Genomic DNA, 13,439 nt, shown 5'->3' on the forward strand with positions numbered 1-13,439 from the left:
TTGGGTCTTGCCGAGGACCCTTAATCAGCCCGGACGATGCCGGGCCCGGCCCAATGCCTCACCGCGCCTTGCGTCTCCCTGCCAGACTCTTCCCGGCACTCAGGACCAGGTAGGCCCAGGTGGACACAGACCAGGGGTCCCGAAGCGTCGACTGCAGGAACGACCGTGCCGCCAGCCTCGGGTCCCCCTCCCAGTAATGGTGATAGCCGAAACTGAAGCAGGTCTCGGCAAGGCGCCTGCGAATCGCGCCGCGTGACGTCTGCTCTCCGCCCGGGCCAACCCGACCCCAGCGGCCGAGCGCCTTGCGGACGACCTCGAATTCATAGTTCGTGTCGGGGTACTTGGTGATGCAGCCCTCGCCATGAAGCCGGTAGAGAGCCGTCACGAGGTTCAGCTGGTGGATCTCGGTCAAGCGCGACGCCCGCAACCAGTAATCGTAGTCCTGCCCTCTTTTGAGATCAGGGTCGAACTGTCCGACACGTTCCACCAGGTCGCGTCGCATCATCACCGTGATGGTGTGAGGCAGCGAGCCGAAGAGCAGACGGTTGTAAAGCCACCCGGACCCACGATCCACAAGCGGTTCGCCGTCAGGGTTCATCGGGTACGCGCTCTTGGCCGCGTCGGGTTTCAGGAACGTGCCGGACGGATCGGGCTTCCATGTGGCCCAGGCGGTAAAGGTCATCCCGATCCCGGGATGCTGGTCCATGTAGTCCACCTGAGCCGCGACCTTTCCCGGCAGCCAGACATCGTCGGAATCGATAAAGGCGATGTAGTCACCGCCCGCCCTCGCGACGCCGGCATTGCGGGCCACGGCCGCCCCCTGGTTCTGCTGGGTCAGCAGTGTCAGGCGGTCACCATATCCGCGCAGGATGTCGAGCGTCCCGTCGGTCGAGCCGTCGTCTACCACGATCAGCTCGATGCTCGGGTAGTCCTGATCCAGAACACTGTCGACGGACTCGGCAATATATGCGGCCGTGTTGTAGGCCGGCATGATCACCGAGACCAGGGGCTTGCGGTCACGACCCTCCGGCGCGGCCGGGGCCCTGCTGCTCGTCCGGGCTTGCTCCACGGACGACATCACTCCCGCCCTCGTTCCGGCAATGTCTGTAGCCAGTCATGCGTCCACAGCGCCACCTGGTCGCGCCACACGCGGCGAGAAAAGGTGTGGTTGGCACCGGGCAGTTCGCGCAAGGTCACGCGCGGCTCCTGCAACAAACCACTCCATGCCGGCGCGTTCGTCGCCACGTCGCGAAACTCGGCCGCGGTCAGGTCATCGCCGCTCAGGATCACCAGGACGGGCCCCTGGAAGCGCCGCCAGCCCTCGGCCATCCGGTCCGGCAGGGGGCCTTTGTCGATGCGATCCGGGCTTGTGTTGTCGGGCTCGCCGGAAGCCCCACCGGAACCAACCGCAGTGCCGACCATGCGCCCCAGGGAGCGCAGGGACACCCACGGGTTGAAACGCCCCTTGAGGGCCCCGGACCAGAAATCGCGCGAGAACAGGCGCTGGAGGTAGTAGGTCTTCAGGTAGGCCCGCGCCAGCCCTTCCTCGGTGCGGGCCCAGGGGTTGACCAGCACCAGGCCTGTCACACGGGGGTCGCGCCAGGCATAGAACAACGCCGCAGAGGCCGCGCCACACAGACCCCATAGGGTCACCTCGCACATCCCCGGCACCTCGCCTGCAAAGGTATCGACGGCCGCATGCAGGTCGTCGTGCACGTCGTGGAACGTCCGCTGGGCACCGGAAGAATCGCCCATGCCGCGGAAGTCGAAGCGGAAAACGGGTATCCCCTGCGCCGCGAGGTGTCGGGCCAGGAGCAGGAACTGGCGGTGGCTGCCTACCCGGTACTGTGGGCCGCCCACGGCGATCAGCACGCCACGCCGGGCGCCCTCCGCGCCGGGATGCAGGATCCCCAGGAGTTCGTCCTCCCCCACGTGGAAGACGACGGCGCGCTCGCTCATGGGAGAGCCTCCAGGCGTTGCATGGTCGCCTCCAGCAATTGCGGCACCTCGACGATGTCCTGGGTGGACCAGAAGGCATCGCCAGCAACGACCGTCGCGGTGACCGCGGCGCCCTCCTCTCGCCAGCGCTCGATCAGACGTTCGCTCGCCGGCGGCAGCGGTGCGGTGTCCTGCGCGGCCACCTCGAACCATTCGATCGCCTCCGCGTGCGGCCGCTGCAGACGGGCCGCCGTTAGGCGCGCGGCCAGCCCGGGCGCCAGGGTATACCCGGCGACTTCCAACGGCTCTCCCGCATCCAGCTGTGCCCGCAGCTGGGCGGTACCTTCCTTCTGCCCACCCATCAGCCCGGCGGCCATGCGCAGGCGCAGGACCTGGGTCAGGTGCTGTTCTCCATTCGGGACCGGGGCCCAGAAGATCGCGGCCGTCGCCGGTTGCGCACGTGTAGCCAGGAAGTCACCCGCGAGCAGGCAACCCGCCCGCAACCCCCAGACCATGAACGGCGACTGGCAGCGCGTCTCGAGGTATTCGCTGCAGCGTGCGAGGTCGTCCAGCCAGAGATCCCAGTCCGCGTCGCCAAAGTCACCGCCGCTGTCGCCGCACCCGTAGAGATCCGGGATCAGCACCGCATAACCTGCCTGCGCCAGGCGGCGCGCTTGCAGGTTCACCATGCGGCGAGCCTTGTTGAGCTCCTCGGCCAGGGGCGGGACAAACAGCACAGCACCCCGGATGGAGGGACCATCCGGCAGATGGAGCACATGGAATACCGGCCCGGCCTTGCCCTCCAGGAACCCGGCTTCCATGCCGCGCGCCTAGCTGTCGAGCTTGGAGTCGATGAAATCGACCAGAGTGCCGAGCGTCTCGAAGGTCTCGGCGCTGACATCGTCATCATCGATCACGATGTCGAAATGGCTCTCGATCGAGGTGATCAGCGAAACGACCGCCATCGAGTCCAGCTCCGGTACGCCACCCAACAGCGTGGTGTTGCGGTCGAATTGCTGAGCGCGTCCGTTCAGACTCAGGGCACTGTCCAGCAGGTTCTTGGTGTGATTGAGGGTCGACATATGACGGGTTCCTGAAGGTCGGGTATCCCTGCCCGGCCGGGATGCGGGATTGTCCGGCAGGTTACCGCATCTGCACGGGCTGTCCAGATCGCCGCCGGCAGACCGCGCCCCCTGCGTGATCGGCACGTTAAGCCCCTGGGCCTCGGACCACCTCGCACACCCGGACCCGCACGTAGAATGAGCTCCAGCACGGCATGGATTCGTGCTCGCGAGCAGTGCGCGCGGCCTCGCCCCGCGCATCCCGCGCCTTGTCAGCAAGCAACAACGACTCGAGCGCGAACGCATACATCAATCAACATTTCCCTGGCCCGACCAGGCAACAGGCGGACGGATGGCGGGACTTTGTGGATGGTTCGCGGTGAATGCCGCATCACCGGCCGGCACCCTTGAGGCCCAGGGGCAGGCGCTCCCGGGGCTCTCTGGGGCGCCGGACGCCCAATGCACGAACCGCCTGGGCGGCTGCCGGGTCCGGGGCGGCTGGATCGCGCAGGATGCCGACGTCATTGCCGCCATCACTGGCCATCCGCAATGGCGGGACCCTGCCCTGGCCCGACGGGCGCGAGAGCACGACCCGGCGCAAGCCCTGCTGGAGGCCTGGCGGCAGCACGGCACCGGCCTCTTCGAGCAGGTTGGCGGCGACTATGCACTGGCCATCGTGGATTCCGGGCACGGCCGCCTGGTGGCCGGCATCGACCGCCTGGGCCAGACACCGCTTCACTTTGCGCACCTGGATGGCGGCGTGGCCTTCGGCACCAGTGCCGGATGCGTGGCCGCACACCCGGCGGTTGCCACCGAGGTGACCCGCGAGGGGCTCTACCACTACTGTTTCTTCCACATGCTTCCGGCCCCGGTCAGCCTGTTCTCCGGGCTGGAGAAACTGCCGGGCGCCCACCGCCTGACCCACAACGGCGACCGGGCCGAGGTGTCCCGCTACTGGCGCCCGCGCTTCGAGGAAGACAGCGCGGCCACGCCCGAGGCCCTGGAACATGCCCTGCACGAACACGCGCAAGCAGCGGTGGAACGACGTGCGGACACCCCCCGCCCCGGCGCCTTTCTGAGCGGCGGCCTGGACAGCTCGACGGTGGCCGGGATGCTCGCCGGCATGCACCCCGGGGCCGACAGCTTCAGCATCGGCTTTGATGCGCCCGGATACGACGAGATGGAGTACGCGCGCATCGCCTCGCGGCACTTCGGGACCCAGGCGCACGAGTACTACGTGACGCCGGAGGACGTCGTCGACGCCGTGCCCCGGATCGCCGGCAGCTACGACGAGCCCTTCGGTAATTCGTCGGCCCTGCCTGCCTATTTCTGCGCCCGCATGGCGGCCGACGCCGGCATCACCCGGCTACTGGCCGGGGATGGCGGCGACGAGCTGTTCGCGGGGAATGCGCGCTACGCCAAGCAGGGCGTATTCGAACACTGGGGCCGGATCCCCGCGCCGCTGCGCCACCACCTGCTGGATCCGCTGTTCACCCGCCTGCCGCGCGGCCTGCCGCTGGCCGGCAAGGCCCGCAGCTACGTGGAACAGGCGCGTATCCCGCTGCCGGACCGGCTCCAGACCTACAACTACCTGCACCGCCTGGCGCCGGAGACGATGTTCGCACCCGAGTTCCTCGCGGCCGTGGACCGCGAGGCCCCCTGGGAGCTGATGCGCGGGATCTACGCGCAGCCCCAATCGGCGTCGTCCCTCAACCGCATGATGTACCTGGACTGGCAGCAAACCCTGGCCGACAACGACCTGCGCAAGGTGACCGGGATGTGCCAGCTGGCCGGCGTCGATGTCGCCTTCCCGATGCTGGACGACGATCTGGTCGAGTTCTCCTGCCGCGTACCATCGGACCTGAAGCTGCGCAACGGCCGGCTGCGCCACTTCTACAAGGAGGCGTTTACCGGTTTCCTGCCCGACGCCATCATCGACAAGAAAAAACACGGCTTCGGCCTGCCGTTCGGCGTCTGGATGCAGGAGCACGCGCCGCTGCGGGAGCTGGCATACGACAGCCTGCTGCGCCTTAAGGGCCGCAATTTCCTCCGCGACGACTTCATCGACGAACTGATCCGCCTGCATCGCGAGGGCCACGCAGCCTATTACGGCGATTTCGTCTGGATCCTGATGATGCTCGACCTCTGGCTTGAGTCCCACCCTGCCGCCCGCCTGGCATGAACCAAGAAGCGCACGAAGACACGAGGCAAGGGCGGGTCACAGGAAGGCGGGAAACGCGCGAACGCTCTGGACGAAATGGCCCGCGATCGACCGCTTGGGGCTCCCGACTGCAACGGTTTCCATATCCCCGTCATCCGGGCCGCAGCACACCACCATCGTCATCCCGGCCGCAGCGAAGCGGAGACCCGGGATCTCCAGGCCGTGACACCCACGCCGCCCTTCGTCCCGCCCTTTTCAGGCTGGAATAGCATGGAACCCGTGATACCGTGTTTCCATGATTGCATGCTTCAAGGATCGAGGCACTGAGGATATCTTCAACGGGCTTTCGTCGAAGGCTGCTCGCAAGGTCTGCCCACAATCTGTACGGCGGGTTGCCGCAAGAAAGCTGGAATTGCTGGATTCGGCCATGAACGTTGAGGAGCTAAGAGTCCCACCGGGTAACCGACTGGAGGCCCTGGCGGGAGAGCGAAAAGGCCAATACAGCATTCGAATCAACGAGCAATGTCGGATCTGCTTCGCCTGGACAGACTCCGGGCCCGACCAGGTCGAAATCACGGATTACCATTGAGGCACAATCATGGTCCGCATCCCTACCCACCGACAGCCGACCCACCCCGGTGAAATGCTGGCGAAAGAATTCCTGGAGCCGATGCATATCTCCCAGCGCCAGTTGGCGGACGCGCTCCATGTTCCGTATCAGCGCATCAACGAGCTAGTGAACCAGAAGCGCGGCATTACGCCAAGCACGTCGCTGCGTCTAGCACGCTTTTTCGGCATGTCGCCCGATTTCTGGTTGAACCTTCAGGTACGCTGGGATTTGTTCAAGGCGGAGCAATCGGAGCAGGCGGACCTGGAACAGATCCGGGAATTCCGTTCGTGTAAGCAAACTGCCTGAGCCGGGTTCCCAGTAGCGGGTAGGATGTGTTGAGCGCAGCGAAACGCATCTCGGCCTCCAACCACGCCCACGCACGAGACACCGGCTTCCCGGTTCACCTCCACGCGCCGCACTGGGGGCTATCATGATCGCCCGGCACGTCCCATCGCCACCGTCACGAATCTTCCCGTTTTCCCCGCTTCCTGTGAACTAGCTCTTCTTCGTATCTTCGTGCGCTTCGTGGTGAGTACTCAGGCGTTCGGGGCTGGCTGGTCGGCGTCGGGAACGCGGCAGACAACATGGCGGTGCTTGCCGTTGGGCTCCGGCGGGATGGCATCCACCGCCCGCACATCCACCTGGATCGCCTGCCCCAGCGCGTCGACCAATGCACGGCGCAGGCGCCCCTCGGCGGCCGCCGGCAGTGCCGCGACCAGGCTCAGCAGCACCTCGACGTGGTGTCGGTCGTGCTGGATGACCTTGTAGGCGCGCAGCCCGGGCAGGTCGCGCATCAGGTAGTTGAAGCGGCTGCCGTGGATCCAGGAACCGTCCGTCGCGATCAGGCCGTCGTTGGCACGGCCGTCGATGTCGCGCAGCAGCGGCAGGCCGCGCCCGCAGGGGCAGGGACGCGGGTCCAGGGCACCCCGGTCCCCGGTGCGATAGCGGATGAACGGGAATTCCGGGCCCACCAGGTTAGTGATGACGATGTTTCCGGTCGCGCCGGGCGGCACCGGTCGATCCTCCGCATCCAGGATCTCGACGATCAGGGCCTCGGCCGTGATGTGCATGCCCCCCGCCGGACATTCGCGGGCGATGAACCCGGCGTCGCGCGCGCCGTACTCGTTGGCGACCCCACAGCCCATCATCTCGCCGATCACCTCGCGCCACTCCGGTCGCAACACCTCCGAGGTCGTAAAGGCAACGCGAATCCCGAGATCATCCAGCCGCTGCCCCCGCTCGCGCGCCCGCCAGGCCACGCGGGACAATGCCGACGGATACCCGAACAGCATGCGCGGACGCCGCTGGCGGATCTGCTCGATGATGCGGTCGAGCCGCGCCGGATTCAGGTCGCGGGCCGGCACCAGGTACGAACGGAACAGGCGATCGCGCCAGGCACGCATACCGTTCTGGGCCTCGTTCTCGACGGCGGATCCCCACAGGACCAGTTCGCGGTCGCCCACGTCCACGCCCCACCAGCGGGTTGCCCGCCACTTTGCGGCGATATCCATCCCGATGCGATCCGCGCCCAGCCAGAACCTCAGAGGCTCGCCGGACGACCCGCTGGTGTGCTGCTCTTCGAGGTTCCTCGCGCCCTCCGCGCGCCAGGCCGCGCCCTGTTCGCGGATCAGCGCCTTGTCAACGACCGGGAGGCGCTGAAGGTCCGCGATACCGGAGAACGCCGCAGGCGACCAGGCCTGTTGCGCAAACCATTCCCGGTAGAACGGCACCTGCCGCGCGACACGTTCCAGAAGCCCCTGCAGCCGCTGCTCCTGCAGGCTCTGCAGGGCCTCCGGCGTCCACCACTGAGTGGCTTCCAGGGCCTTGTGCCACGCCACCGTGGGGTGACCCTTGAGCCGCTCCTGCAGCGGGAACAGGCCGCGCGCCACCCATTGGGTATAAAGCCCCATGTTCAGCCGGACCGCGCGGTCCCGGGGGACGTCGCGGTATCCGCGGCCGCGATCTGCTCGAAGGCTGCAACCAGCTCCGGGATCCGCGTCTCCCAGGCATTCGCCCGCGCATGCGCCAGGATGGCCTCGCGGTCCCATTCGCGCTCGAGCGCCTCCAGCAGGGCGTCGCGCAGCGCGTCATGGTCGCCGTACGGGACCACGATCCCGACCTGATCGGAATTCACCACCTCGGCGTTGCCCCCAACCCGGGTGGTCACGATCGGCAGGGCGCAGGCCGACGCCTCGAGGAAGACATTCGCCCAGCCCTCGAACCGGGTGGCCAGGACGAACACGTCGCCAGCCGAATAGACGAAACGCAGGTCTTCCGGCGATACCTGCCCCAGGAACCAGACCCGGTCTTCCAGACCCAGGCTCGTTACCTGCTGGCGCAACTCGGCCTCGTTGTTGCCCTCGGGGGTCGCGCCGCCGGCAATGACCAGGTGCAAATCGGGTTGCGTGCGCAGCAATTCGGGGAGGGTCGCGATCACCCGGTGAAAGCCCTTGCGCTCGGTCAGCCCCCCCACCGACACGAGGAAGCGGCCCTCCTGCGGCAGACCCAGGCGCTGGCGGGCCCCGGCCCGGTCCTCGGGATGGAAACGCCGCAGGTCCGCGCCGTTGCCGACGACCTGCACATGCCCGGGGGCCTGCCCCCAGGCGATCGCATCCTGCCGCAGCGAGTCCGCCACCGAGAACACCCGCGCCGCCGCGCTCATCGCCCGGTTGATCTGGCGCCGATGCAGGGCGCTGCCGGCGAAGCGCACGAGGCTGCCGCGCAGGGTGATGGTGTAGGGGCAGCGCAACCAGCGCGCCAGCCAGCGCGCGGCCACACCATCGGGATAGACAAAGTGGGCGTCGATCAGCTCAAACCGGAAATCGCGCCGCAACCGCCGCATCAGCCAGAAACTGCCCAGCGCCAGGAAGAACCCGTCGGTCCACTTGAGCACGCCCGGAAAACAGAAGAACCGCGGGTGATAGACCACAATGCCGTCCTGCTCCTCGTAGCGCGGCAGCGGCGGGCGCGAGTGCGGCCGGAGACGCCCGAGCAGCCCCTGGAAGGGGAACCACGGGGCCGGCGCCACGACGACCAGGTCCAGGTGTTCGGCCACCCGCCGCATGCGTTCGCGCACGAACAGCCCCAGGTTGGGTTGCGCCGCGTTGGGGTAGACGCGGGTGAACACCACCAGGCGCGGGCGCCGGCCAGCGTGACGCCGGTCACCGGGCATGGGCAGGCTCCACGACACCCCGCAGACGTTCGTAAATCGCCTGGTATCGGGCAACACTCCTCGCCCAGGTGCGTTCCTGCTCGACAAAGCGGCGCCCCGCGGCGCGTACCGCATCCCATTCGGGCGCGCGGGCCAGGGTGTCGAGCACCGTGTCCGCCAGCGCCCCCGGGTCGTCGGCGGGGAACAGCCAGCCGGTTTCGCCGTGCCGGATCAGTTCCTGGTGTCCGCCGACATCCGAGGCCACCAGCAGTCGCCCCTGGGCCATCGCCTCCAGCGGCTTGAGCGGGGTCACCAGCTCGGTCAGCCGCATCGAGTGCCGTGGGTACACCAGCAGATCCACCAGGTCGTAGTAGCGCTGCACCTGGTCATGCGGCACCCGACCCGCAAAGACGACCTGCTCGGCGATGCCCAGGTGCCGGGCCTGCTCCTGCAGGCGTTCCGCCTGCGGCCCGCCACCCACCAGCAGGATGCGGACATCCGGGGCCTGCGCCCGGATGCGCGGAAAGGCCTCCAGCAGCAGGTCCAGCCCCTCGTAGGCATAGAACGAGCCGATAAATCCCAGCACCCGGGCATTGGCCAGCCCGAGCTGCGCCTTAAGCTCGGCGTCCGGCGCCCCGCCCAGGCGGAAGGCCTCGGCATCCACCGCATTCGGGATCACGGTGACGCGGTCCTGCGGGATGCCCCGGGCGACGATGTCCCGCCGCAGGCCTTCGCAGATGGTCGTCACGTGGTCCACCCGGCGGAACACGTACGACTCGAAGCCGCGCGTCATGCGGTAGCGCAGTCCGTGTTCGCGGCTGGTCCCGTGATCCACCGCGGCATCCTCCCAGAAGGCCCGCACCTCGTAGACCACGGGGATGCCGAGACGCCGCCCGACCCGCAGGGCCGGCAGGGCATTGAGAACCGGGGAATGGGCATGCAGCACATCCGGTTGCACCTCCCGGGCCACGGCCTCCAGGCGCCGGGTCAGGGCACGCATCAGCCCCCATTCGCCAAGCCCTGGCAGCGTCCCGGGGCGATAGCGCGTGCGGTAGAAGTGCAGGCCGTCGACATCCTCCTCGTCCGCATCCACCGCACCCTGCTTGGGGCTGGTCAGGTGAAACGTCTCCCAGCCGAGCCGGTGCTGCTCGCGCAGGATGGCGGCCGTGCGGAAGGTATACCCACTGTGCAGCGGGATGGAGTGATCAAGGACATGCAGGATCTTCATTGCCACCCCCGCATCAGGCCGTCGACCGGGCCAGGAAGCCCTCGAACATCAACAGCGACCACAGGGCCGGGCTGTGGTCGCGGGCGCCACTGGTGTGCTGGTCCACGAGGGTCTTGAGATAATCCATGTCGAAGATGCCGGAGTCGGCGATGCGCGGCCCCAGCACCTGCGCCCGCATGCGTTCACGCAGCGGTCCGCGAAACCACTCGGCGACCGGGACGGCGAAGCCCTTCTTGCGCCGATAGAGGATTTCCTCCGGCAGGTAGGGCTCCATGGCCTTTTTCAGCACGTACTTGCCCTCCGCCCCCCGCAGCTTGAGATCCGGGGGCAGGCCCGAGGTCCACTCGACCAGCTGGTGGTCGAGCAGGGGCACCCGGACCTCCAGCGAATGCGCCATGCTCGCGCGGTCGACCTTGGTCAGGATGTCGCCCGGCAGGTAGGTCTTCATGTCCAGGTACTGCACCAGCGACAGCGGGTGCTCGGTGGGAGCGCGCGCCGCATGCCGACGCAGGACCTCCACCGCGCTGTAGCCCTGAAGCGAGCGCCGGAACGCTGGCGAAAACAGGTGCGCGCGCAGATCGTCGCGCAGGATGGATACCCCCTGGAAATAGCCCTCGACCGAGTCCCGCGCCAGGGCCTGGAAGGTGGCGCGGGCGCGGAACGGGCGCGGTGCCCAGTCGGCCTTGGGATACCACCGCGCCAGGGTCCCGAACACGGCCCGCCGAAGCCCCAGTGGCAGCGGCGCGCGCAGGCGTTCCTCCGCCAGGTGATGGCGATAGCGCCGATAGCCGGCCAGGTTCTCGTCGCCGCCGTCCCCGGACAGCGCAACCACGACCTGCCGGCGTGCCTGTTCGCAGACCCGATAGGTCGGCAGCGCGGAACTGTCGGCAAACGGTTCATCGTAGAGCCCGCTCAGGCGGTCCAGCAGCGCAAAGTCGTCGGGATCGACCTCCTGCGTGCGGTGATCCGTGTGGTAGCGCTCGGCGACCATCCGCGCGTAGCGGGATTCGTCGTAGGCCGGATCGGCGAAGCCGATGGAACTGGTGCGCACCGGGTCGTCGGACAGCCCCGCCATCATCGCGACCACCGCGCTGGAATCCACCCCGCCCGAGAGGAAGGCCCCCAGCGGGACCTCCGCGACCATGCGGACGTCCACTGCCTCGCGCAGGCGCGCCGTGAGTTCCTCCGCGGCGTTCGCTGCATCCGCCACACCACTGTCGCCGAACGGGATGTCCCAGTATTCGCGCGGTTCACTCAGGTTGCCCTGTCCGCGGCGCACGGTCAGCGTATGGCCGGGCGGCAGCTTGTGCACGCCGCGGAAGATGCTGCGCGGCTCCGGCACGTAACCAAAGGCGAAATAGTCCTCCACCGCATGCGGGTCCATATGTCGCGGCATCCCCGGATGCGCCATCAACGCCTTGAGCTCCGAGCCGAAGATCAGGTGCCCGTCCGCCAGCGCACTGTAGTACAGCGGCTTGATCCCCAGGCGGTCGCGGGCGAGGAACAGGGTGTCGCGATTGCGATCCCAGACGGCGAACGCGAACATGCCACGAAAGCGCTGCACACAGGCCTCGCCCCACTCCTCCCAGGCATGCACGATCACCTCGGTATCACAGTGGGAGCGGAACCGGTGCCCCGCCTGCTGCAACTCGGCGGTCAGCTCCGGGAAGTTGTAGATCTCGCCGTTGTAGGTCACAACGACGGTCTCGTCCTCGTTGAACAGCGGCTGCTGCCCGCCGGAGAGGTCGATGATCGACAGGCGACGATGCGCCAGCCCGACGCCCGGCTCCAGGTGCACACCCCCCTCGTCCGGACCGCGGTGAAACTGGGTCTCGTTCATCGCCTCCAGCAGGGACCGATTGATCGGCTGCCGGTCGCGCAGATCGAAGATGCCGGTAATGCCGCACATGTCGGGTTCCTGATCGCTTCCTTGCCGAGGCCAAGTGACGCCGGACGGTGCCCCCGGGGAGGCCCTGATCGGGGCAAGCCCCGCCGCACCATCACGGAAAATCCAGCATAAACGACAACCCCGCCGCGGACCGACCGCGATACGCGCCACAGGGCCCCTGGCGTTAGCGCCGGAACTAACGGCGGCGCCGCCCCGCGTTCTGTGCCGCCAAGGGAGGCGCTGATCCATCCACGCAGTCGCGTCGATGGATCAGCGTCTACCTAATACCCGGTCGTACACCCCCATGTACCCCGCGACCATCGCGTCCATGCTGAACTCCGCCTCGGCCCGCGCACGAGCGGCCACACCTTGCCGTGCGGTCCGTGCCGGGTCGCCGGGATAGGCCATCAGCGCGGCCGCAATCGCGTCCGGATCGCCCGCCGGGACCAGCACCCCGGTCACCCCCGGCTGGACGAGGTCCGGGTTCCCCCCGATATCCGTCGCGACCACCGGGAGCCCGGTGGCCATCGCCTCGAGGATGGTGTTGCAGATGCCTTCGGCCAGCGAGGGAAGGACGAAGAGGTCCAGCGCCCGCAGGCAGTCGGGGATATCCTCCCGGGCACCGGGGAGCCAGGCCTGGCCCGCCACCCCGGACTGCTCCAGCAGCTGGCGGACCTCCCCGCGCAGCGGGCCGTCCCCGATCATCGCCAGACGCAGGCGCGGAAACTCCGTCGGCATCCGTTCGCGCAGTGCGACAAAGGCCCGTGCCAGGTCCAACGGCGCCTTGACCGCCTGCATGCGCATGACCGAGCCGATCACGAAGGTACCGGGGCCCCGGAAGCCCTCTGGAAACGGGGGCACGAACGCCTCTGACGTTGGTGCGAAACGGCCGGTATCCACACCATTGAAGATGTGCGAAAGACGCGCTGTGGGCACCCCGATCGCATCCCGCAGGTAGCCCTTTTGATGCTGCGAAAGGGCAATGTAGTGTCGGACCAGTGGCCGCATCAGCCGGCGCAATCGGCGGTTGCGGTCGCGCGTGCCGTCCAGGTCGCCGACATCCCAACCGTGTTCGCCATGCACGCGCGCGCGCACGCCGGACAGCGCGGCGGTCACCTGCGCCTCCAGCGTGCCGAAGTTCCGGGTATGGACGATATCCGGTTGCAGGGCGCGCAGCAGTCGCCACAGGCGAACGTGGACCTGCGGGTCCTTGCCTTCGCGCTTGTGCAGGGCATGCAGACTGACATCGTCGCGCCGGATGCGCAGGCGAAAATCGGTGTAGTCCGTCATGCAGATGATGGCGTGCCGGAAGCGGTCCGCGGGCATGTGGTTGATTAGATTGACCAGCCCGTTCTCCATCCCGCCGATGTCCAGGCGATGGATGATATGCGCCACACAGGGT

Annotated in this window: 12 protein-coding genes; 3 read left to right on the forward strand and 9 right to left on the reverse strand. The window is 67.7% G+C overall.

Features of this window, described 5'->3' with window-relative positions:
- Positions 1 to 58: 58 nt before the first annotated feature.
- Genes D575_RS0104980 through D575_RS0104995 form a run of 4 tightly spaced genes read right to left on the reverse strand, consistent with a single transcriptional unit; the run spans position 59 to position 3,020 of the window.
- On the reverse strand, positions 59 to 1,078 hold the full coding sequence (locus D575_RS0104980) for a glycosyltransferase (RefSeq protein ID WP_018144815.1): 1,020 nt from the start codon (positions 1,076 to 1,078) through the stop codon (positions 59 to 61).
- A complete protein-coding gene (locus D575_RS0104985) occupies positions 1,078 to 1,959 on the reverse strand; it encodes a hydrolase 1, exosortase A system-associated (RefSeq protein ID WP_018144816.1) in 882 nt (293 codons plus the stop codon). Before D575_RS0104985 ends, D575_RS0104980 begins: the two co-directional genes overlap by 1 nt.
- Complete coding sequence (locus tag D575_RS0104990; RefSeq protein WP_018144817.1) at positions 1,956 to 2,759, reverse strand: hydrolase 2, exosortase A system-associated; 804 nt, start codon at positions 2,757 to 2,759, stop codon at positions 1,956 to 1,958. The genes D575_RS0104985 and D575_RS0104990 overlap by 4 nt, the downstream gene beginning before the upstream one ends.
- A 9-nt stretch (positions 2,760 to 2,768) precedes the next feature.
- The gene (locus D575_RS0104995; protein ID WP_018144818.1) at positions 2,769 to 3,020 is read right to left on the reverse strand and encodes a phosphopantetheine-binding protein; all 252 of its coding nucleotides are present in this window, start codon (positions 3,018 to 3,020) and stop codon (positions 2,769 to 2,771) included.
- A 331-nt stretch (positions 3,021 to 3,351) separates the two neighbouring features.
- Between D575_RS0104995 and D575_RS0105005 the strand changes: the two genes are divergently transcribed.
- The 3 genes from D575_RS0105005 (at position 3,352) to D575_RS0105015 (ending at position 6,076) form a co-directional block, all read left to right on the forward strand.
- Positions 3,352 to 5,181, forward strand: a complete 1,830-nt coding sequence (locus tag D575_RS0105005; RefSeq protein ID WP_038031985.1) for an asparagine synthase-related protein — start codon at positions 3,352 to 3,354, stop codon at positions 5,179 to 5,181.
- Positions 5,182 to 5,455: 274 nt separating this feature from the next.
- Complete coding sequence (locus tag D575_RS13890; RefSeq protein ID WP_081612094.1) at positions 5,456 to 5,749, forward strand: type II toxin-antitoxin system RelE/ParE family toxin; 294 nt, start codon at positions 5,456 to 5,458, stop codon at positions 5,747 to 5,749.
- Between the two features lie 9 nt (positions 5,750 to 5,758).
- Positions 5,759 to 6,076, forward strand: a complete 318-nt coding sequence (locus tag D575_RS0105015; RefSeq protein ID WP_018144822.1) for a HigA family addiction module antitoxin — start codon at positions 5,759 to 5,761, stop codon at positions 6,074 to 6,076.
- Positions 6,077 to 6,306: 230 nt separating this feature from the next.
- On the opposite strand, the gene D575_RS0105020 is transcribed toward D575_RS0105015, so the two are convergent.
- The 5 genes from D575_RS0105020 to D575_RS0105040 form a co-directional block, all read right to left on the reverse strand.
- Positions 6,307 to 7,680 (reverse strand): phenylacetate--CoA ligase family protein, encoded by a 1,374-nt coding sequence (locus D575_RS0105020; protein WP_018144823.1) that lies wholly within the window; start codon positions 7,678 to 7,680, stop codon positions 6,307 to 6,309.
- Between the two features lie 2 nt (positions 7,681 to 7,682).
- A complete protein-coding gene (locus D575_RS0105025) occupies positions 7,683 to 8,942 on the reverse strand; it encodes a glycosyltransferase (protein WP_018144824.1) in 1,260 nt (419 codons plus the stop codon).
- Positions 8,932 to 10,149 (reverse strand): TIGR04063 family PEP-CTERM/XrtA system glycosyltransferase, encoded by a 1,218-nt coding sequence (locus D575_RS0105030; RefSeq protein ID WP_018144825.1) that lies wholly within the window; start codon positions 10,147 to 10,149, stop codon positions 8,932 to 8,934. Before D575_RS0105030 ends, D575_RS0105025 begins: the two co-directional genes overlap by 11 nt.
- Positions 10,150 to 10,162: 13 nt before the next feature.
- A complete protein-coding gene (locus D575_RS0105035; RefSeq protein WP_018144826.1) occupies positions 10,163 to 12,058 on the reverse strand; it encodes an XrtA/PEP-CTERM system amidotransferase in 1,896 nt (631 codons plus the stop codon).
- A gap of 249 nt (positions 12,059 to 12,307) precedes the next feature.
- Positions 12,308 to 13,432 (reverse strand): TIGR03088 family PEP-CTERM/XrtA system glycosyltransferase, encoded by a 1,125-nt coding sequence (locus D575_RS0105040; RefSeq protein WP_018144827.1) that lies wholly within the window; start codon positions 13,430 to 13,432, stop codon positions 12,308 to 12,310.
- Positions 13,433 to 13,439 lie beyond the last annotated feature (7 nt).

Source organism: Thioalkalivibrio sp. AKL6, assembly GCF_000376905.1.
Classification (GTDB): domain Bacteria; phylum Pseudomonadota; class Gammaproteobacteria; order Ectothiorhodospirales; family Ectothiorhodospiraceae; genus Thioalkalivibrio; species Thioalkalivibrio versutus.

What these genes read in the sequence shown, in the direction of transcription:
- D575_RS0104980 (WP_018144815.1), bottom strand. Translation starts at nt 1,078, where the DNA reads ATGTCGTCCGTGGAGCAAGCCCGGACGAGCAGCAGGGCCCCGGCCGCG.
- D575_RS0104985 (WP_018144816.1), bottom strand. Translation starts at nt 1,959, where the DNA reads ATGAGCGAGCGCGCCGTCGTCTTCCACGTGGGGGAGGACGAACTCCTG.
- D575_RS0104990 (WP_018144817.1), bottom strand. Translation starts at nt 2,759, where the DNA reads ATGGAAGCCGGGTTCCTGGAGGGCAAGGCCGGGCCGGTATTCCATGTG.
- D575_RS0104995 (WP_018144818.1), bottom strand. Translation starts at nt 3,020, where the DNA reads ATGTCGACCCTCAATCACACCAAGAACCTGCTGGACAGTGCCCTGAGT.
- D575_RS0105005 (WP_038031985.1), top strand. Translation starts at nt 3,352, where the DNA reads ATGGCGGGACTTTGTGGATGGTTCGCGGTGAATGCCGCATCACCGGCC.
- D575_RS13890 (WP_081612094.1), top strand. Translation starts at nt 5,456, where the DNA reads ATGATTGCATGCTTCAAGGATCGAGGCACTGAGGATATCTTCAACGGG.
- D575_RS0105015 (WP_018144822.1), top strand. Translation starts at nt 5,759, where the DNA reads ATGGTCCGCATCCCTACCCACCGACAGCCGACCCACCCCGGTGAAATG.
- D575_RS0105020 (WP_018144823.1), bottom strand. Translation starts at nt 7,680, where the DNA reads ATGGGGCTTTATACCCAATGGGTGGCGCGCGGCCTGTTCCCGCTGCAG.
- D575_RS0105025 (WP_018144824.1), bottom strand. Translation starts at nt 8,942, where the DNA reads ATGCCCGGTGACCGGCGTCACGCTGGCCGGCGCCCGCGCCTGGTGGTG.
- D575_RS0105030 (WP_018144825.1), bottom strand. Translation starts at nt 10,149, where the DNA reads ATGAAGATCCTGCATGTCCTTGATCACTCCATCCCGCTGCACAGTGGG.
- D575_RS0105035 (WP_018144826.1), bottom strand. Translation starts at nt 12,058, where the DNA reads ATGTGCGGCATTACCGGCATCTTCGATCTGCGCGACCGGCAGCCGATC.